The following is a 19,477-nucleotide window of genomic DNA, read 5'->3' as shown; positions in this document are numbered from 1 at the left end:
TTACAAACGATTTCCTGTTATTATTAAAGTTACAGGTTAATGATTAGCCAAATGGGAAGGAAGTTTTTAATGATGAGATATGCAATTACAGGGGCAACTGGTAAATTAGGTCACGGGATTTTAACGGAATTAATGACATTGGTGGCGGCCAAAGATATTATCGCAATTGTCCGCAATGTTGAAAAAGCCCAAACGATTTTGCCAGCAGGAATTGAAATTCGTCAAGGGGATTATACGCAAGCGTCTGCGATGACGACGGCTTTAACGGATGTTGATCGCTTGCTATTCGTCTCTTCACAACCAGGTGGTGCAGTCAGTCGCGAACAACAACACTTAAATGTTGTTCAAGCGGCTAAAAATGCGGGGATTCAATGGATTGGCTATACCAGCTTTCCAGATGCAAATCATGCAACGACCCCGTTAGCATTGGACCATCAAGCAACGGAAGCGGCGATTCTAGTCGCTGGGTTACCCCATTCATTCTTACGTAATAATTGGTATCTTGAAAATGAATTAGGGCTAATCAACGCTGGTTTACAAGGCCAACCATTTGTCTATGCCGGTGGCGACGGTCAAGTCGGTTGGACACTAGAAGCCGATTACGCCAAAGCGGCCGCACATGTTTTGGCAACGGCTCAACCGAAAGACATCTATGAATTTTCAGGTGAGGGTCATACGTACGCTGAATTAGCAGCGGTGGTTGCTGAATTGAGTCCCAAGACGTTCACGGTCGAAACGTTGGATCTGGCAACTTACCAACAACAATTGACGGCTCAAGGGTTAGACGAACAAACGGTCGCTATCATGGGGATGTTGCAAAAATTGATTCGAGATAATCAATTAGCCAACACGACGGATGATTTAGCAACCGTCTTAGGTCGACCAGCACCTAGCTTAAAAACGTTAGTCCAAACGGTCATTAAGGAACAAGCCTAAAGATGCGCTATTCACATCAATTAAGTGATGCCGTGCATATTCTAACCTATCTAGCGATTTATCCGGATGGTGATTTATCGAGTCAATGGATTGCGGGAAGTATCAATGCTAATCCCAGCTTAGTGCGACGCTTGATGGCGTTGTTGAATAAGGCGGGGTTGTTGAATTCACGAGCAGGTGTTAGTCAACCGAGTTTAGCCCAACCGGCGGAGCAGATTACGTTATTGATGATTTATCAGGCGTTAGAGGATGCACCGCCGTTATTGCATGTTGATCCTAAAACCAATCCGGATTGTGTGGTGGGTGGTAATATCCAAGAAACCCTGAACCAAGTTTATGCCGACGTTCAAACGGCTGCTGAACAACAAATGGCGCAAGTCACGTTAGCCGCGATTATGGGTGATATTTTAGCACGTCAAGCGGCTAAAACAAAATAGATTGAAAAAACAGATGGAAGTCCTTATTTTTAAGGATTTTTATCTGTTTTTTTGGGACTATTGATGGAAAATAATCAAGACCATCAAGTTTAAATTTTTTCAACATTTTAAAAAAATTCCAATAAGTTTCCTTTGATTACGGGGAAACCTATGCTATGCTTTAAGCTGTTAATGAACCGGAGTTCGCTATTAGCAACAATCAACAGCTAATAGGCATCAATTTAAATCGAGAACTCTGTCGAAAGGAGTTTGTCCATGGCAGGCAAAAATTTAGTCATTGTAGAATCACCTGCAAAGGCCAAAACAATCGAAAAATACCTTGGTCGTAATTATAAAGTAGTTGCGAGTAAAGGCCATATCCGCGATTTACCCAAGAGTCAGATGGGTGTGGATTTTGAAAATAACTATGAACCTAAATACATCTCAATTCGCGGTAAAGGCGATACCATTAAAGAATTAAAGAAACAAGCAAAAAAAGCGGACCATATTTTCCTCGCAGCCGATCCCGATCGTGAAGGGGAAGCCATTGCGTGGCATGTTTCGCATATCTTAAAATTAGACCCAACCGAAAAAAATCGGGTAGTCTTTAATGAAATTACCAAAGAGACCGTCAAAAGTGCCTTTAAAACACCGCGTAGTATCGACATGAAACTAGTCGATGCCCAACAAGCACGGCGGGTGTTAGACCGGATTGTCGGCTATTCAATCAGTCCATTACTCTGGCAAAAAGTTAAAAAAGGCTTGAGTGCTGGTCGGGTCCAATCAGTCGCTTTGAAACTCGTGATTGATCGGGAAAATGAAATTAAAGCGTTCGTGCCTGAAGAATACTGGTCACTAGATGCAGAATTCAAAAAGGGTCGCAGTAAGTTTGCGGCCAGCTTCTATGGTTTAAAGGGCAAGAAAGCTGCTTTACCTAACAATGAAGCGGTGCAAGCAGTTCTGCAACAAATTGATAAAGAAGCGGCCTTTACGATTGAAGACGTTAAAAAACGTGAACGTAAACGATTCCCAGCCGCACCGTTTACGACGAGTTCGCTCCAACAAGAAGCCAACCGTAAGTTAAACTTCAGAACCCGTAAAACGATGATGCAAGCCCAACAATTATATGAAGGGATTAACCTCGGTGGTAAAGAAGGCACCGTCGGGTTAATCACCTATATGCGGACGGATTCAACGCGGATTTCAACGGGCGCTAAACACGAAGCGTCTAAATTCATCCATGACGAATATGGTGAAGCTTACGCTGCGATTAAGGCCCACCAAACTAAGAATCCAGAAGGCGCGCAAGATGCCCATGAAGCGATTCGGCCAACGTCCGTGATGCGGACACCGAAGAGCATGAAGGACGTTTTAACCAACGATCAATATAAAATCTATAATTTAATTTGGTCGCGCTTTGTTGCTAGTCAAATGACACCAGCCATGTTTGATACGGTGGCTGTTAAAATTGGCCAAAAAGATGTTTTATTTAAAGCCAATGGTTCCCAAATGAAATTCCCTGGCTTTACCAAATTGTACGTTTCTTCGCGTGATAAAGAGGATTCGGCCAAGGATAACGTTTTACCTGATTTGACGGTCGGCGACGAAGTGAAGTTAGCCAAGACTGATCCGGCACAACATTTCACGCAACCACCTGCTCGTTATTCTGAAGCCAACTTAGTCAAAGCACTTGAAGAAAACGGCGTCGGTCGGCCATCAACCTATTCACCAACGATTGAAACCATCCAACGGCGCTATTACGTGAAGCTCAATGCCAAACGTTTTGAACCGACGGAACTCGGTGAAATCGTCAATAGTTTGATTGTCGAGTTTTTCCCGGATATCGTCAATATCGATTTTACGGCCGATTTGGAACATCGTTTAGATGATGTTGAAACCGGTCAAGAAAATTGGATTAATATTATTGATAATTTCTACAAGCCATTTGAAAAAGCGGTCGAAAAGGCCAGCGAACAGATTGAAAAAGTTCAGATTAAAGATGAACCAGCTGGTTTCAACTGTGATATCTGTGGGGCACCGATGGTCGTTAAGATGGGCCGGTACGGCAAGTTCTTCGCTTGTAGTCGATTCCCAGATTGTCGCAATACCAAAGCAATCGTTAAAGAAATCGGCGTGACTTGTCCGAAATGTGGCAAGGGCCAAGTAATCGAACGTAAATCGAAGAAGAATCGTTTATTCTACGGTTGTGATCGTTACCCAGATTGTGATTTCGTGACTTGGGACAAACCAGTGGGCCGTAACTGTCCTAAATGTGAACATTATTTGGTTGAAAAGAAGATTAAAGGTGGCAAACAAGTCATCTGTCCAAACGGGGACTATGAAGAAACCGTTCAAAAATAAATTAAAAATTGAGGTTATCGTATGACAGCAAAACCTTTTGTAAACGTCGTTGGTGCTGGCTTAGCAGGCTCTGAAGCTGCTTGGCAAATTGCGAATCGCGGCGTCGATGTTCATTTGTATGAAATGCGACCGGTTAAAATGACACCGGCCCATCACACTAAGAATTTCGCAGAATTAGTCTGTACCAATTCATTGCGGGCCAACCAAGTGACCAATGCGGCTGGTTTAATCAAGGAAGAGATGCGCCAATTAGATTCAGTGATTATTAAGACGGCGGATCAAAATGCCGTTCCAGCCGGTGGTGCTTTGGCGGTTGATCGGGAACCTTTCTCGGCAATGGTCACTGAAAAATTAGCGAATCATGAACGGATTACCGTCCATTATGAAGAATTAACGGCCTTTCCTGAAGGCCCCACCGTGGTTGCCACGGGTCCGTTAACTTCTGAAAGTTTAGCGGCGCAGATCAGCGCGTTAAACGGCAGTGATGGGCTGTATTTCTACGACGCAGCTGCGCCAATTTTAGATAAAAACAGTATCGATTTTGATAAGGTCTATCTAAAATCGCGTTATGATAAGGGCGAAGCGGCCTACCTCAATTGTCCAATGACGGAAGCCGAATTTGTCGCGTTCTACAAAGCGTTAATTAGTGCGGATGTCGCTGAAATGCACGAATTCGAAGATGAAAAATTCTTCGACGGTTGTATGCCAATCGAAGTCATGGCGAAACGTGGGATTAAAACCATGTTGTTTGGTCCGTTGAAACCAGTCGGACTCGAAGATCCTAAAACGGGTGACCAACCGTACGCAGTCGTTCAATTACGGCAAGATAATGCGGCGGCTAGCTTGTACAACATCGTCGGCTTCCAAACGCATCTGAAGTGGGGCGAACAAAAACGGGTCTTCCAAATGATTCCTGGTTTAGAAAATGCTGAATTTGTCCGTTACGGTGTCATGCACCGCAACACCTTCATGAAATCGCCTGAAGTCTTGTTGCCCACCTATCAATCGAAGGTCCGCACCGATTTATTCTTCGCTGGTCAAATGACCGGGGTGGAAGGTTACGTTGAAAGTGCGGCCTCAGGTTTAGTGGCCGGAATCAACGCGGCGAAGTTAGCCTTGGGTGAAACGCCGGTTGAATTTCCAACCGATACCGCAATGGGCGCGATGGCGCATTATATTACCCATACCAGTGCGAAACATTTCCAACCAATGAACGCTAACTTTGGAATTTTTGAACCCTTAAAACAACGGATTCGGGACAAAAAAGAACGAAATCAAGCTTTGGCTGATCGGGCCTTGGCGAGTCTTGAAGCGTTTAAGACAACGCTTTAGTGAACATCCTTTTAAATCTCTCCAGGCTTGTGGTACAGTAGTACTATTCAAGCTTGGAGGGATTTTTTTGGCGTTGGAACAAGACTGGTTGGCCCGGTTCTTACAATATTTAATTGTGGACCGGCATTATTCAGAAGAAACACAAAAAGCCTACCGAGCGGACATCAATGCTTTCGTTGATTTTCTAACCAACAACGGTGGGTTAACGTCGTTTAAACAAGTCGGTAACTTAGAAGTCCAAACGTATTTAAACGAAATGGATCAAAAGGCTTATAGTCGCGAAACGGTCGCACGTCGGATTTCGAGTTTACGGTCGTTTTACCGTTATCTGGTTAAAAATGAGTTTTTAACGGATGATCCGTTTGAAGCGGTTCAACTTAAGAAACAACAACATAAATTACCGCGTTTTTTTTACGAAAAAGAAATGGATGCGCTATTTGCGGCCATCGAGGGTCAAAAACCGTTGGATCAACGCAACCGCGCGATTTTAGAACTATTGTATGCGACTGGGATGCGGGTTAGTGAATGTGCGCAGTTAACGATTGGACAGATTGATTTCGGCTTACGCGTGATTTTAGTCCATGGTAAGGGCAATAAAGATCGTTACGTGCCGTTTGGCCACCATGCGGCTGATGCGTTGCGTTTTTATCTCGATCACGGGCGAACAACGTTACTTGAGAAACAAGCAACCAGTCATGATGTCGTGTTTGTCAATCGTCTGGGCGCACCGATTACGAGTCGCGGGATTGAATACGTCTTAGACCAGATCATTAAGAAAACCAGTTTAACGACGGACATTCATCCGCATATGATTCGCCACACTTTTGCGACCCATCTGCTGGACCACGGCGCTGATTTACGAACGGTTCAAGAATTGTTGGGTCACAGTAGTCTATCGACGACCCAAATTTATACGCACGTCACGACGGCGCACTTGCAAAAAGACTACCGACAATTCTTCCCACGAACGTAAAACTCGGTCTAAAGTTTGATTTTTTTTAAATCAATTAACGCTAGAATTAGCACACAGCCTTAAAGACTGCTAAAATAATATTAACGCAATTTAAAGGAGCTATTTAAATGACAACAATTTGTGCAATTAAACATAATGGTAAAACGGCGATCGCCGGTGACGGTCAGGTCACGATGGGTGAAAAATTCGTCACGAAGGATTCTGCTAAAAAAGTGCGGCGGATTTACAACAACCAGGTCGCAATCGGGTTTGCCGGTGGCGTCGCTGATGCGTTTACGTTACAAGAATGGTTTGAACAAAAGCTTGAAAAATATTCTGGTGATTTGCAACACGCCGCGGTTGCTTTAGCGCAAGACTGGCGTAAAGATCCAACTTTACAAAAGTTAGAAGCGATGTTAATCGCCGTGAACGAAAAGGATATTCTATTGATTTCGGGTAACGGTGAAGTGATTACGCCCGATACACTCGCTGAAACCGGCGATCAAGTGATTGCGGTTGGTTCGGGTGGTAATTTTGCCCAAGCATCAGCAACGGCCTTGATGTTAAAGGGGCGCTCTGAATTAACGGTTGAAGAAATCGCTGAAACCAGTGTTGATATTGCGGGTTCAATCGATGTTTATACCAACCATAATATTATTGTGGAATCATTCTAGGAGGCAGACAAATGGACTTAATGAATAAAACCCCTAAATCAATCGTGACCGAACTTGATGAATTTGTCATCGGTCAGGATCAAGCTAAAAAAGCGGTCGCGGTCGCTTTATATAACCGTTACCGCCGGATGCAATTGAGCGAAAAAATGCAACAAGAGATTACGCCTAAAAACTTATTGATGATTGGACCAACCGGGGTCGGCAAAACAGAAATTGCCCGCCGGTTAGCCAAAGTAGTCGATGCGCCTTTTATCAAAGTTGAAGCGACTAAGTTTACCGAAGTGGGCTATGTTGGCCGCGACGTTGAATCAATGGTCCGTGATCTTGCTGACATTGCCGTGCACATGGAAGAACAAGAACAATTCAAAAATGTGCGTGGTAAAGCTGCTCGCCAAGCGGATAAACGCTTGGTGAAGTTACTCGTACCGGGGATTAAAAAAGAACAACGTAAAAATGATAAAGCCGGCATCAACGATTTGATGGGCATGTTTACTGCCTTGCAAAATGGCGAAACGCCGGCCGGTTTTGGTCAACCAGAACCTGAAGAAGTCACTGATGACGTTCGTAACGAACGGCTATCCGTTAAAGAACAACTCGACAAAGGGTTGTTAGACGATCGTGAAATTGAAATTCAAGTGGATGAACCTAAAAAAGCAGCACCAATGAACGATATGATGGGTCAAATGGGCATCGATTTAAACGATACTTTAGGCTCAATCATGCCGAAGAAAAAGATCACACGCACGGTGACGGTTAAAGAAGCGCGTGAAGTCTTTATTCAAGAAGAATCTGATAAATTGGTCAACCATGCTGATATTTATCACGATGCATTGCAAAGAGCCGAGAATACCGGTATCATCTTTATTGATGAAATCGATAAAATTACGGCTGGCGGCAAAAAACAATCTGGCGAGGTTTCTCGTGAAGGGGTTCAACGTGATATTTTACCAATCGTTGAAGGTTCACAAGTCAATACGAAGTACGGCATGTTGAAAACTGATCACATTCTCTTTATCGGTTCCGGCGCATTTGCCGAATCAAAACCAAGTGATTTGATTGCTGAATTACAAGGTCGGTTCCCAATTCGGGTTGAATTACAAGATTTAACCGAAGCCGATTTCGTCCGAATCTTAACCGAACCCAATAATGCGCTGGTGAAGCAATATATGGCGTTGATTGGTGCCGATGGCGTGCACGTGACTTTTACGATGGAAGCCATTCAACGAATCGCTGCGATTGCTTTCCAAGTGAACCACGATACCGACAATATCGGTGCGCGGCGGCTAGCGACAATTCTTGAAAAATTATTGGAAGACATTTTATTTGAAGGTCCCGATATGCAAATGGGTGACATCACGATTACGGAACAATACGTCAATGATAAGATTGGCAAGATTGTTGCTGACAAAGATTTAACCCGATTTATTTTATAATAGTTAAAGGTGGTAGTTAATAATGGTCCAAATCGCAAATGAATTTTTAACCGTTGAAATTAATCCCTTCGGTGCTGAACTGACGAGTTTAAAAGGTAACGTGTCAGGATTGGAATATCTCTGGCAAGCAGATCCAGCTGTCTGGAAACGGCATGCGCCCGTATTATTCCCGTTTGTTGGGCGTTCTAAAAACGATCAATATACGTATCAAGGCAAAACATATCCAATGGGGCAACACGGTTTTGCCCGTGATCGTCAGTTTGAAGTTGAAGAAAACAGTGATCAAAAAGCGGTTTTCTTGCTGAAATCAGATGAAGCTAGCTTAGCCATCTATCCGTTTGAATTTGAATTGCGGGTCAGCTATCAGGTTCAGGATATGCATTTAGTGGTTAATTACGATGTTAAGAATACGGCGACAGACGGACCAATGTACTTCTCAGTTGGGGGTCATCCGGGCTTTAAAGTCCCAATGACGGCTGATACGCAATTTGATGACTATTTTGTTGATTACCGGCCACAAAAATCACGGATTAAGATTCCGTTACAAGGCGCGTTCATTAATTTAAACAAACGGACGTTGGCACCAACCGATGTCGCAACCGATATCAGTCACGAACTTTTTAAAGATGATGCGATGATTTACGAATTAAAAGGCCAAGAAAACGTCTTTAGTATTCGTTCTGAAAAAACACCGCATGCCGTATCAATGAAGCTATCAGCACCGTTTATTGGTGTTTGGTCACCGTACCCAACTGAAGGAAATTTGGTTTGTCTCGAACCTTGGTGGGGGATTGCGGATACCGTTGATGCAAACGGTGAATTATCTGAAAAGTTCGGTATTAATCAATTAGCGCCACAAGCGACTTTTAATGCAAATTATGAAATTACAATTAAATAGTTTGTGAATTTGTTCTAAAAGCAGTCCTTTTTAAGGGCTGTTTTTTGTTTGTTTGCGGGTTTTAAAGCATTTTCAAGTGTGAATTATTTGGTTTCACAAACATCACTAGTTTTTCAAGAACCGGCGTGCTAAGATATTAGTAATCAACCAATAGACGGGAGTAAATTATGACTGAAGATAAAAAGTACTATGGTGCAGATGCAATTGTAGACAGTTTAGCCAATCATGAAATTGAATATGTTTTCGGGATTCCGGGTGCTAAGATTGATCGCGTGTTTGAGCGACTAGAACACCCAGTGAATCCGAAGGCCCCTCGATTGATTTTGGCGCGTCATGAACAAAATGCGGCTTTTATGGCCGCTGGGATTGGCCGAATTACGGGCAAACCCGGTGTAGCGATTGCGACTTCTGGTCCGGGTGCTAGTAATTTAGCGACCGGCGTGGTGACGGCTACGGCCGAAGGCGATCCAATGATTGCGATTGCCGGCCAAGTTAAACGGGCAGATTTATTACGTTTAACGCATCAAAGTATGAAGAATGCGGCCTTATTCGCACCAATTACTAAATTTAGTGCGGAAGTCCAAGAACCAGAGAATCTATCTGAAGTAATCGCCAATGCTTATCAAGAAGCCGAATCGGCGAAACAAGGGGCGGCTTTTGTCAGCATTCCGCAAGATGTGACGGATTCAGAAGTCCATGCTAAAGTGATTAAACCGTTGATGGCCCCGAAACTCGGACCTGCTAGCCCGGTTGAAACCACTTTGTTGGCCCAACGGATTAAAGAAGCCAAGCTACCAGTGCTGTTAGTTGGGATGCGGGCCTCTTCACCTGAAGTGACGGCGGCGATTCGTAATTTAATTGCAGAAACGCATATTCCAGTCGTTGAAACCTTCCAAGCTGCCGGGATTATCTCACGTGATTTGGAGACTGATTTCTATGGTCGGGTCGGGTTATTCCGTAATCAACCAGGGGATCAAATTTTGAAACGCAGCGATTTAGTGATTACAATCGGTTATGATCCGATTGAATACGAACCCCGTAACTGGAACGCTGAAAGTGACGCGAACATCATGGTGATTGATGACATGCGTGCTGAAATTGATCATAATTTCCAACCTGAAAAAGAATTGATTGGCGATATCGCCCAAACCCTCGATTTCTTATTGCCTTACATGAAAGGCTATCAATTATCTGATGATGTTCGGGAATATTTAGTGAAACAACATTCTGTGATTCATCAACGTGATGAGGCGCCAGTCGCATTAGCTGATAACCCACTAAGTCATCCGTTAAACATTGTGTCTGAATTACAAGCGCGGGTCACGGATGAAATGACCGTCACGGTTGATGTCGGGAGTCATTACATCTGGATGGCACGCCATTTCTGGAGTTACGAACCTCGGCACTTATTATTTAGTAACGGGATGCAAACCTTGGGGGTCGCGTTGCCTTGGGCGATTAGTGCGGCCTTAGTACGGCCTAATACGCAGATTGTCTCGGTTTCCGGTGATGGTGGTTTCTTATTTTCAAGTCAAGAATTGGAAACCGCCGTTCGCTTGAATTTAAACATCGTGCACGTTATTTGGAATGATGGTTACTATGACATGGTTAAATTCCAAGAAGAGATGAAATATGGTCAATCGGCCGCGGTTAAATTTGGACCAGTTGATTTCGTTAAATATGCTGAAAGCTTTGGCGCAACCGGCTTGCGGGTCAATAATGCTGCTGAATTAGGTGCGGTTTTAGATCAAGCTTTCGCAACTGACGGTCCAGTGATTGTCGATATTCCAGTTGATTACAAAGATAATCAATTATTAGGCCAAGCATTATTACCAGATCAATTAGTTTAATTGGGAGGTTCACGAACATGGCACACGATTCAACACGGGTTTATCAGCACGGGACGTTAGCGTTACTCGTCCCTGGTTTATTTACGGGCACGCAATCCGTTCATGATTTATTACAACATGGTGATTTTGGGATTGGTACGGCGCACGGTTTAGCTGGCGAGTTAATCGTATTAGATGGTCAAGCTTATCTCGTCGCTGGCACGGGTGATGTTCGCCCGGTCAAGACGACCGAAACGGTGCCGTTTGCGACGGTCCATTTTCAAGACACAGCGTTAACGAGTCAAACCATTGGCAGCATCACTAAAATGGCTTTAGAACAACAATTATTGAACCAAGCACCGCTTAAGAATTTATTTTTTGCGGTTAAAATCACGGGTCAATTCAAAAAGATGCATACGCGCGCGGTTGAAGCGCAGGTTGAACCTTATCCGAATCTAACGGCGGCCACCCGCGTCCAACCAGAATTTACGGCTGACATGGTTGAAGGGACGTTAGTCGGCTATTACGCACCAGCGTTATACCAAGGGGCGGCCGTTGCCGGTTATCATGTGCATTTCTTGAACACGGCGCATGATTTTGGCGGGCACGTGTTAGATTACGAAGTAGCGGACGCGCAATTAACGGTCCAACCGTTTGAAACGTTCGAACAACATTTCCCCAATCAAAATGCGGCTTTCTTAGAAACCGATTTTGATTTGCACACCGTTAACGCGGATATTGAAGAAGCGGAACACTAAAAAATGAGTGTGTTGAGTTGCGGGTAGCAACTGAGCATTAACAGAAAATCCCCCCATTATCTTGATTTTAAGATAATGGGGGGATTTTAAATTAGAAATTTAATTGACGTGATCGACCGTTGAATCAGCGAAATCAAGGCCCATCTGTTCGAGAATAATAGTGGCCGTTTCTTCGATTGACCGGTTGGCTACATTGATGACTTGGCAGCCGATTTTATCGTAGAGGTCTTGGGCAAAGGCCAATTCAGCTTTAATTTCATCCATATCTGAATAGGTCGTGTCAGGATTTAAACCGTACGCAATCATCCGTTCGCGGCGAATGTTGTTCAAGACTTCGGGTGAATTCATCAAACCAATCACTTTTTTAGGATCGACATGCCAAATTTCATCCGGAATGTGCGCCTGAGGGACGATTGGTAAGTTAGCGACTTTGAGGTTCCGGTTCGCTAAGAATAACGACAACGGGGTCTTAGACGTTCTAGAAACACCTAATAGCACGATGTCGGCCTCTAAGAAGCCTTTCGGATCTTTACCGTCATCGTACATGACGGCGAATTCCATCGCTGAAATCCGATCGAAATAGCGATCATTTAAGTGGTGGAGGGCACCCGCTTCACCAGAAGGTTGTAATTCAGTTTTAGCGGTAATTAATTTTGTGACTGGGGACATCATATCGAAACTAGCAATTTGGTTGGTTTGGCAATAGGTTTCAGCAATGTCTGCGAGTTCTTTAGTGGCGAGGGTATGGACGACAATCGTTTCGGTCGGGACAGCCTTGCTGAGCACATCCGTCAGCTTGTCGGCCGTGTGAATAAATGGAAAACGGACAATATCCGGTTTTAAATCTGGATATTGCGCCAAGGCTGCTTGCGCCAATTGTAAGGCAGTTTGACCAACTGAATCTGAAATTACAAAAAGCGTTAATGGCGTTGATTGTGTCATATTAAGACTCCTTTGAACATTTTTATAGCGTTATCATACCATAATCGACTAAAAATAGAGAATAATTGAAAAAAGATTCAATTAATTAGCAATGAGTTATTGACCGTATTTTCAACATTCGCTATAATAGCTAAGAACGGTTTAACTCGTCGCAACTAGTTGTCATGATTAAACGGTTATACTTAGCACGCGAGGGGAGGGATATCATATGGGCAAGACAGTCGTTCGCAGTAACGAATCTCTAGATGATGCTCTTCGTCGCTTCAAGCGTTCCGTATCAAAAGCTGGTACTATACAAGAATATCGTAAACGTGAATTTTACGAGAAACCAAGTGTAAAACGTAAGTTGAAATCAGAAGCAGCAAGAAAACGTAAGAAATTCTAATTTCTCGTAAAGGAAATGATTGAATGAGTTTACTTGAACAATTAAATTCTGATTTGAAAACGGCGATGAAGGCCAAAGATAAGTTGCGGTTAACAGTTATTCGGAGTTTAAAATCCGCTTTAACTAATGCACAAATTAGTGCTGGGCAAGACTTATCTTCTGATGAAGAATTAAGCGTACTATCATCACAACTTAAGCAACGCAAAGAATCGCTACAAGAGTTTGAAAACGGTGATCGTGCAGATCTCGCGGATCAAACAAAAGCAGAGATTGAAATTGTGACTGCTTATCTACCAGAACAACTTGATGAAGCAACAGTAACCGCCATTGTTGATGAAGCAATGAAGGCTACTGGGGCAACAAGTAAGGCTGATTTTGGTAAAGTGATGCAATATGTAATGCCGAAAGTTAAAGGACGTGCTGATGGCGCTTTGGTCAATCAAGTCGTTAAGTCAAAACTGAATTAATTTTTGGTAGGCCTCGAAAGAGGCCTATTTTTATTGTTTTTTACATAATGGCAGGGTGCCAATCTTTGAAACCCGATATTTAAAGCGAATTATGAGGGAAACTCGTGACGGATGAAGCCTTGCTATGATAGAATGAACGTAGTTTTCATTCTGTAGATAGTCATTTATTGGTTTGGGGTGCGTCAGATAATCAAAGGCGGCCCTATAAATTGAGAATAGAAGAAAGTGGGAATCTAGCAATGGATATTCAAATTGTTGATGAAACCAAACAAGTACCAGAAGCGCAAATTAAATTAGTGACTGATATTTTACAGTTTGCGGGTAAAGAATTAAAACTGGCTGATGACACAGAAATGTCAGTGACTTTTGTCACGAATAATCGGATTCAAGAGATTAACCGTGAATACCGAGACACTGATCGCGCGACCGATGTGATTAGTTTTGCGATTGAAGAAGATCCCGAAGGCGAAGGTCTACCAGCGAATTTCGAAGAATTATTCGATATTCCTAAGAATATTGGCGATTTGTTCGTCTCACCTGAAAAGGCGGCTGAACAAGCGAAAACCTATGGTCATTCTTACGAACGTGAACTGGGTTATACGATGGTCCACGGTTTCTTACACTTGAACGGCTATGACCATATTCACAGTGAAGACGAAGCTCAAATGATTCCATTGCAGGAGACTATCTTAGATGAATTCGGATTACAACGCTAAAAAACCGCAGACCACCAAGAATAAATCCTTTTACCAATCAGTCCGACACGCGTTAGTCGGCTTGGTGACCGGTTTTAAGGAAGAACTTAATTTACAGCGGGATTTAATGATGGCGGCTTTAGCGCTTATTTTAGGGATTATCTGTCGCTTGCACTACATCGATTGGCTGTTTCTGATTTTAGCCATATTTATCGTGTTACTAGCTGAATTCTGGAACACCGTTGTTGAACATTTCGTCGATTTGTTGGTGGAACACCAATTTAATCCGACCGCTAAAAAGATTAAAGACATCAGTGCCGCCAGCGTGTTATTGAGCGCGGTGCTGGCACTCGTGATTGGGGCCGTCGTTTTTGGCCACGCCGTATTAACTTATTTGTAAGACTAAACTATAGCAATAACTAAGGGGAACACTATGACAGATACTTATCGTTCAGGTTTTGTGGCAATTGTTGGCCGTCCGAATGTCGGTAAATCAACATTTATGAATCGCATGATTGGTGAAAAAATCGCCATCATGTCAGCTAAGGCGCAAACCACGCGGAATAAGATTCAAGGCATCTATACGGACGAAAACGCGCAAATCGTTTTTGTTGATACACCTGGGATTCACAAACCACACAATGAATTAGACGAATACATGGATCAAGCCGCTTTATCAACGTTTAATGAAGTGGATGCGATTCTATTCATGATCAGTGGCGTTGATAAAAAGGGCCCTGGCGATCAATATATTATGGATCAACTTAAAAACGTGAAAAAACCCGTTTATTTGGTGGTTAACAAGATTGATGCGATTCATCCGGACGACTTACTACCATTGATTGAACAATATCGGCATGAATTGGATTTTAAGGCCGTTTATCCGATTTCAGCACTAGAGGGCAATAATGTCCCAGAAATGTTGGCGGAACTCGAACAGACCTTACCAGAGGGCCCACAATACTATCCAGAAGATCAATTAACGGATCATCCAGAATATTTCGTCGTTGGCGAATTAATTCGTGAAAAGATTCTAGAATTAACCCATGAAGAAGTGCCACATTCTGTCGCCGTCGTGGTTGAACGAATGAACGAACGGGTCAATGATAAATTACAAATTGAAGCCACCATCGTCGTTGAACGTGACGGTCAAAAACGAATCGTCATCGGTCAAAAAGGTGCGATTATTAAAGCCGTAGGGATTCGTTCACGACGCGAAATTGAAGCGTTACTCGGTGAAAAGATCAACTTAAAACTATGGGTTAAGATTCAAAAAAATTGGCGTGACAATAATCAATATTTACGTGAATTTGGTTATAACAAGAAACGTTTGTAGGCTAAACTATGGCTGAACATCGTTTCGAAGATTTTAACGGCCTTGTTATTTTTCGGCGGAACTACAAAGAAAAAGATATGTTGGTCAAGATTTTAACTGACCGTTTCGGTAAGAAGATGTTTTACTTACGCGGGGCCAACAGTCCGCGTTTTCGGATGGCGGCGGCAATTTTGCCGTTTACCAAAGCCGAATACGGTGGCGATATTCGCGACGATGGCTTGTCGTTTTTGAATAACGTGAAGTCGGCTAGCCAATTTCAAGCGATTAGTAATGACCTGTTCTTAAACGCCTATGCGACGTATATTTTGAATTTAATCGATGTCGCGTTTCCGGATAGCCAACCGCTGGGGTTTTGGTATGGTCGGATTGAACAAGCTCTGACGCTAATCGATGAGGGCTTTGACGCGGCGATGATTACTCACATTATCGAGATTCAACTGTTGCAAGTCTTCGGGGTTCAACCGCATCTCGAAAGTTGTGTCATTTGTGGCCGCACCGATTTAGCGTTTGATTATTCGGAAAGCTATGGTGGTCTGTTGTGCCAGCGTCATTGGCATTTAGATCCGAATCGCCTGCACGCTAATTCACGCGCCATTTATTATTTGCGCCTGTTTTCAGTGATTGATTTGTTCAAGATTCAATCGGTGACGGTTAAACCGGAAACTGAAGCGGCCTTAAAAGCGATTGTTGATCAGATTTATCAAAATTCAGTCGGTTTGGTCTTAAAAAGTAAACAATTTATCGATAAAATGTTTACTTTTGATAGTGCGATGCCGAAATTAAAAAAAGTTGCACCAGAAATTGACAGGTCGTCTAAAGACGACTAGAATAGTAATCAACTTAATAGACGTTGAAGAAAAGGGTCTACTTGAACAAGCAAACAGTGATTCTAGGAGAGTGTGAACTAGGACGAGTTTCAAGTAGATTGGCGTTTCGGAGTCATACCAATGAAGCAGCAGCTTTCTTTAAAGCTGAAGTAGGGTGGAACCGCGAGCAATCGTCCCTATGTGACTAACTGTCGCATAGGCTTTTTTTATGCGTAAAATGACGGAAAAGAGGAAGAAAAATGGTTAAAAAGCTTAATGTTCAAGAAATGATTTTAACCTTACAACGTTTTTGGTCTGACAAAGGCTGTATGTTAATGCAATCATATGATACTGAAAAAGGGGCCGGCACAATGAGCCCTTATACATTCCTACGGGCAATCGGACCAGAACCTTGGAATGCTGCTTACGTTGAACCCTCACGGCGGCCAGCTGATGGACGTTACGGTGAAAATCCAAACCGTTTATTCCAACATCATCAATTCCAAGTGGTCATGAAACCAGCACCATTAAATATTCAAGAATTCTATTTGGATAGTTTACGTGCGCTTGGAATCGATCCGTTAGAACATGATATCCGTTTCGTTGAAGATAACTGGGAGAACCCTTCAATGGGTTGTGCCGGTGTTGGTTGGGAAGTTTGGTTAGACGGCATGGAAGTCAGCCAGTTTACTTATTTCCAACAAGTCGGCGGTTTGGCTTGCAAACCCGTTACCAGTGAAATCACATATGGTGTTGAACGGTTGGCGTCATACATTCAAGATGTTGATAGTGTCTTTGATCTTGAATGGGGTAACGGCGTTTTATACGGCGATATCTTTAAAGAACCTGAATATGAACATTCTAAATATGCCTTTGAAAATAGTGATCAAGCGATGTTGCTTGAATTCTTTGATGATTATGAAAAAGAAGCCAAACGTTTAATCGACTTAGGCTTAGTGCATCCGGCTTATGATTACGTTTTGAAATGTAGTCATGCGTTTAACTTATTGGACGCACGCGGGGCGGTTTCGGTCACTGAACGGGCCGGTTATTTATCCCGCATTCGACGGATGGCGCATTCAATTGCCCAAGCCTTTGTTGCTGAACGTGAAAAATTAGGCTTCCCATTATTAAAACATGCGCAAGAAAAGATGGAGGTAACTGATCATGACTAAACCCTTTTTATTAGAAATTGGTCTGGAAGAAATGCCAGCCCACGTTGTAATGCCTAGCATTCAACAATTGGAAAAACGGGTGCGTGCTTTCTTAACCGAACAACATCTTGAATTCGGCGCTTTAAAAACATATGCGACACCACGGCGTTTAGCGATTTTGATTGAAGATTTAGCTGAAAAACAAGCGGATATTCATGAAGAAGCTAAAGGTCCCGCCAAAAAAATCGCTTTAGATGCAGAAGGCAATTGGAGTAAAGCGGCCCAAGGGTTCGTTCGCGGTAAAGGTCTAACGACTGATGATATTACTTTTAAAGCATTAAAGGGCGTTGAATACGTCTACGTTGAAAAATCAATTATCGGGCAACCCGTTGCTGAAATTTTACCGGGGTTAAAAGACGTCTTAATGGCGATGACCTTCCCAACTAGAATGCATTGGGCTGATTATGATTTCGAATATATTCGGCCAATCCATTGGGTGATTGCTTTATTAGACGATCAATTGATTGATTTTAGTCTGCTAAACGTCACGACTGGTCGGACAACACAAGGTCACCGTTTCTTAGGCCAACCGGTGACTTTAGACCGGGCAACGGATTACGAAGCGGCGTTAGAAGCGCAATTCGTCATCGCCGATGAAGCGAAACGTCAAGCAAAAATTAAAATGCAAATCGAAGCCATGGCGACTGCCAATCAATGGCAAGTTGATTTGGATGCCGATTTATTAGAAGAAGTCACCAACCTAGTTGAATGGCCAACTGCCTTTTATGGCCAATTTACGCCGAAATATTTGGAAATTCCTGAAGAAGTGCTGATCACTTCAATGAAGGATAACCAACGCTATTTCTACGCGCGAAATCAATCGGGCGACTTATTACCCATCTTTATCGGGGTTCGCAACGGTAACGAACAACATCTCGATAACGTGATTGCCGGCAATGAAAAAGTGTTAACCGCGCGTTTAGAAGATGCCGATTTCTTCTATCAAGAAGATCAAAAACAATCAATCGCAGATTATGTCGATCAATTAGCCAACGTGTCATTCCACGATAAAATTGGGAGTATGGCTGAAAAAATGCAACGAGTCGGGATTATTGCGCAATTCTTAGGCCAAAAATTTGGGCTATCAACGACCGAATTAACGGATTTACAACGCGCTAGCGATATTTATAAATTTGATTTAGTGACGGGCATGGTTGGCGAATTCCCCGAACTTCAAGGGGTTATGGGTGAAAAATACGCCTTACTTGAAGGCGAAACACCTGCGGTTGCCACGGCAATTCGTGAACATTACATGCCAATTAGTGCGGAAGGGGCGCTACCAAGTACGAAAGTCGGCGCCATTTTAGCGATTGCTGATAAGTTCGATAGTATTGCTGATTTCTTCGCCGTTGGGATGATTCCAAGCGGGTCCAACGATCCATACGCACTCCGTCGTCAAGCTTACGGGATTGTCCGGATCTTGGCCGCCCAAGATTGGCATTTCCCAATGGCGACTTATCAAACCGAATTAACGACGGCCATCAAGGCCAAGCAAGCTGGCTTCAAATTAGATTGGTTGAAGAATCGTCAAGCGATTGGTGAATTCTTAACGGATCGGGTTCGTCAACGCTTTAACGGGCTCCAACGTAAACCACGCCGCGACATCATCGATGCGGTCTTGAAGAATCAAAAGCAAGATCCAATCACGATGTTCCAAGCGGCCGATGTGTTGGATCAACATAAAGCCGATACTGATTTTAAAGCCACGATTGAAGCCGTCACCCGTGTGTTGCGGTTAGCTGAAAAAGCTGATTTTGATCAAACCGATTTAACGGTTGATCCCGCATTGTTCGAAAACCAAGCTGAAAAAGACTTGTATGTCGCGGTTGAAGCATTGCGCGGACAAGTCGCTAATAATCCGCTTGAAGCCAACTATGCAGCCTTACAAAACTTGCGACCATTGATTGAAGCTTATTTTGAAGCAACGATGGTCATGGCTGACGATTTAACCGTTCGGAATAATCGTTTGAAACAATTATTGATTATTGCGCAGATTGCCTTTAGTTTAGGTGATTTAAACGAATTGATTGTTAAATAAATTAA

The 19,477-nt window shown here is 43.2% G+C and carries 19 protein-coding genes; 18 read left to right on the top strand and 1 reads right to left on the bottom strand.

Translation table 11 applies throughout. From position 1 onward, the window contains the following. The first annotated feature begins 72 nt into the window (after positions 1-72). The 10 genes from ACVPPQ_RS10370 to budA all read left to right on the top strand — a co-directional run bounded on the left by ACVPPQ_RS10370 (position 73) and on the right by budA (position 11,589). Positions 73-936, top strand: coding sequence for an NAD(P)H-binding protein (locus tag ACVPPQ_RS10370; RefSeq protein WP_463494539.1), 864 nt, complete (start codon positions 73-75; stop codon positions 934-936). A gap of 2 nt (positions 937-938) precedes the next feature. Further along, positions 939-1,373: an Rrf2 family transcriptional regulator gene (locus ACVPPQ_RS10365; protein WP_463494537.1), complete on the top strand. Its 435-nt coding sequence runs from the start codon at positions 939-941 to the stop codon at positions 1,371-1,373. Between the two features lie 255 nt (positions 1,374-1,628). Continuing rightward, complete coding sequence (gene topA / locus ACVPPQ_RS10360) at positions 1,629-3,713, top strand: type I DNA topoisomerase (protein WP_463494535.1); 2,085 nt, start codon at positions 1,629-1,631, stop codon at positions 3,711-3,713. A 21-nt stretch (positions 3,714-3,734) separates the two neighbouring features. Next, positions 3,735-5,045 (top strand): FADH(2)-oxidizing methylenetetrahydrofolate--tRNA-(uracil(54)-C(5))-methyltransferase TrmFO, encoded by a 1,311-nt coding sequence (trmFO, locus tag ACVPPQ_RS10355; protein WP_463494533.1) that lies wholly within the window; start codon positions 3,735-3,737, stop codon positions 5,043-5,045. 67 nt (positions 5,046-5,112) lie between these two features. Next, positions 5,113-6,018, top strand: coding sequence for a tyrosine recombinase XerC (gene xerC, locus ACVPPQ_RS10350; protein WP_413476222.1), 906 nt, complete (start codon positions 5,113-5,115; stop codon positions 6,016-6,018). 107 nt (positions 6,019-6,125) lie between these two features. Then, positions 6,126-6,671 (top strand): ATP-dependent protease subunit HslV, encoded by a 546-nt coding sequence (gene hslV, locus ACVPPQ_RS10345; protein ID WP_025083279.1) that lies wholly within the window; start codon positions 6,126-6,128, stop codon positions 6,669-6,671. 11 nt (positions 6,672-6,682) lie between these two features. Then, complete coding sequence (gene hslU, locus ACVPPQ_RS10340; RefSeq protein ID WP_463494530.1) at positions 6,683-8,104, top strand: ATP-dependent protease ATPase subunit HslU; 1,422 nt, start codon at positions 6,683-6,685, stop codon at positions 8,102-8,104. A gap of 22 nt (positions 8,105-8,126) precedes the next feature. Continuing rightward, entirely contained in the window at positions 8,127-9,002 is an 876-nt protein-coding gene (locus tag ACVPPQ_RS10335) for an aldose 1-epimerase family protein (RefSeq protein WP_463494528.1), read from the top strand. Between the two features lie 167 nt (positions 9,003-9,169). Continuing rightward, complete coding sequence (gene alsS, locus ACVPPQ_RS10330; RefSeq protein WP_463494526.1) at positions 9,170-10,852, top strand: acetolactate synthase AlsS; 1,683 nt, start codon at positions 9,170-9,172, stop codon at positions 10,850-10,852. A gap of 17 nt (positions 10,853-10,869) precedes the next feature. Next, positions 10,870-11,589: an acetolactate decarboxylase gene (gene budA / locus ACVPPQ_RS10325; protein ID WP_463494524.1), complete on the top strand. Its 720-nt coding sequence runs from the start codon at positions 10,870-10,872 to the stop codon at positions 11,587-11,589. A gap of 99 nt (positions 11,590-11,688) precedes the next feature. Here the strand turns inward: budA and ACVPPQ_RS10320 are convergent, their stop codons facing one another. Then, a complete protein-coding gene (locus tag ACVPPQ_RS10320; RefSeq protein ID WP_025083284.1) occupies positions 11,689-12,531 on the bottom strand; it encodes a pyruvate, water dikinase regulatory protein in 843 nt (280 codons plus the stop codon). 208 nt (positions 12,532-12,739) lie between these two features. Between ACVPPQ_RS10320 and rpsU the strand changes: the two genes are divergently transcribed. From rpsU to glyS, 8 genes are all read left to right on the top strand, one after another. Continuing rightward, on the top strand, positions 12,740-12,916 hold the full coding sequence (gene rpsU, locus ACVPPQ_RS10315) for a 30S ribosomal protein S21 (protein ID WP_004270806.1): 177 nt from the start codon (positions 12,740-12,742) through the stop codon (positions 12,914-12,916). A 23-nt stretch (positions 12,917-12,939) separates the two neighbouring features. Then, positions 12,940-13,383, top strand: a complete 444-nt coding sequence (locus ACVPPQ_RS10310; RefSeq protein ID WP_463494520.1) for a GatB/YqeY domain-containing protein — start codon at positions 12,940-12,942, stop codon at positions 13,381-13,383. Between the two features lie 239 nt (positions 13,384-13,622). Beyond that, the gene (gene ybeY, locus ACVPPQ_RS10305) at positions 13,623-14,099 is read left to right on the top strand and encodes an rRNA maturation RNase YbeY (protein ID WP_025083286.1); all 477 of its coding nucleotides are present in this window, start codon (positions 13,623-13,625) and stop codon (positions 14,097-14,099) included. Next, on the top strand, positions 14,077-14,478 hold the full coding sequence (locus ACVPPQ_RS10300) for a diacylglycerol kinase family protein (protein WP_463494518.1): 402 nt from the start codon (positions 14,077-14,079) through the stop codon (positions 14,476-14,478). The genes ybeY and ACVPPQ_RS10300 overlap by 23 nt, the downstream gene beginning before the upstream one ends. Before the next feature lie 33 nt (positions 14,479-14,511). Continuing rightward, positions 14,512-15,414: a GTPase Era gene (gene era / locus ACVPPQ_RS10295; protein ID WP_463494516.1), complete on the top strand. Its 903-nt coding sequence runs from the start codon at positions 14,512-14,514 to the stop codon at positions 15,412-15,414. A gap of 8 nt (positions 15,415-15,422) precedes the next feature. Then, a complete protein-coding gene (recO, locus tag ACVPPQ_RS10290) occupies positions 15,423-16,241 on the top strand; it encodes a DNA repair protein RecO (protein ID WP_463494514.1) in 819 nt (272 codons plus the stop codon). 239 nt (positions 16,242-16,480) lie between these two features. Then, entirely contained in the window at positions 16,481-17,395 is a 915-nt protein-coding gene (gene glyQ, locus ACVPPQ_RS10285; protein WP_025083290.1) for a glycine--tRNA ligase subunit alpha, read from the top strand. Then, the gene (gene glyS, locus ACVPPQ_RS10280; RefSeq protein ID WP_463494511.1) at positions 17,388-19,472 is read left to right on the top strand and encodes a glycine--tRNA ligase subunit beta; all 2,085 of its coding nucleotides are present in this window, start codon (positions 17,388-17,390) and stop codon (positions 19,470-19,472) included. The genes glyQ and glyS overlap by 8 nt, the downstream gene beginning before the upstream one ends. Positions 19,473-19,477 lie beyond the last annotated feature (5 nt).

This window comes from Latilactobacillus parafuchuensis (assembly GCF_055271665.1).
The sequence above is the reverse complement of the archived record's forward strand: the minus strand, read 5'-3'. Positions and strand labels throughout refer to the sequence as shown.

Excerpts from the sequence above, each read along its gene's own strand:
- topA (WP_463494535.1), top strand. The coding sequence starts at position 1,629 with ATGGCAGGCAAAAATTTAGTCATTGTAGAATCACCTGCAAAGGCCAAA.
- trmFO (WP_463494533.1), top strand. The coding sequence starts at position 3,735 with ATGACAGCAAAACCTTTTGTAAACGTCGTTGGTGCTGGCTTAGCAGGC.
- era (WP_463494516.1), top strand. The coding sequence starts at position 14,512 with ATGACAGATACTTATCGTTCAGGTTTTGTGGCAATTGTTGGCCGTCCG.
- hslU (WP_463494530.1), top strand. The coding sequence starts at position 6,683 with ATGGACTTAATGAATAAAACCCCTAAATCAATCGTGACCGAACTTGAT.
- alsS (WP_463494526.1), top strand. The coding sequence starts at position 9,170 with ATGACTGAAGATAAAAAGTACTATGGTGCAGATGCAATTGTAGACAGT.
- budA (WP_463494524.1), top strand. The coding sequence starts at position 10,870 with ATGGCACACGATTCAACACGGGTTTATCAGCACGGGACGTTAGCGTTA.
- ACVPPQ_RS10310 (WP_463494520.1), top strand. The coding sequence starts at position 12,940 with ATGAGTTTACTTGAACAATTAAATTCTGATTTGAAAACGGCGATGAAG.
- ACVPPQ_RS10335 (WP_463494528.1), top strand. The coding sequence starts at position 8,127 with ATGGTCCAAATCGCAAATGAATTTTTAACCGTTGAAATTAATCCCTTC.
- ybeY (WP_025083286.1), top strand. The coding sequence starts at position 13,623 with ATGGATATTCAAATTGTTGATGAAACCAAACAAGTACCAGAAGCGCAA.
- ACVPPQ_RS10365 (WP_463494537.1), top strand. The coding sequence starts at position 939 with ATGCGCTATTCACATCAATTAAGTGATGCCGTGCATATTCTAACCTAT.
- hslV (WP_025083279.1), top strand. The coding sequence starts at position 6,126 with ATGACAACAATTTGTGCAATTAAACATAATGGTAAAACGGCGATCGCC.
- ACVPPQ_RS10320 (WP_025083284.1), bottom strand. The coding sequence starts at position 12,531 with ATGACACAATCAACGCCATTAACGCTTTTTGTAATTTCAGATTCAGTT.
- rpsU (WP_004270806.1), top strand. The coding sequence starts at position 12,740 with ATGGGCAAGACAGTCGTTCGCAGTAACGAATCTCTAGATGATGCTCTT.
- recO (WP_463494514.1), top strand. The coding sequence starts at position 15,423 with ATGGCTGAACATCGTTTCGAAGATTTTAACGGCCTTGTTATTTTTCGG.
- glyQ (WP_025083290.1), top strand. The coding sequence starts at position 16,481 with ATGGTTAAAAAGCTTAATGTTCAAGAAATGATTTTAACCTTACAACGT.
- glyS (WP_463494511.1), top strand. The coding sequence starts at position 17,388 with ATGACTAAACCCTTTTTATTAGAAATTGGTCTGGAAGAAATGCCAGCC.
- ACVPPQ_RS10370 (WP_463494539.1), top strand. The coding sequence starts at position 73 with ATGAGATATGCAATTACAGGGGCAACTGGTAAATTAGGTCACGGGATT.
- ACVPPQ_RS10300 (WP_463494518.1), top strand. The coding sequence starts at position 14,077 with ATGAATTCGGATTACAACGCTAAAAAACCGCAGACCACCAAGAATAAA.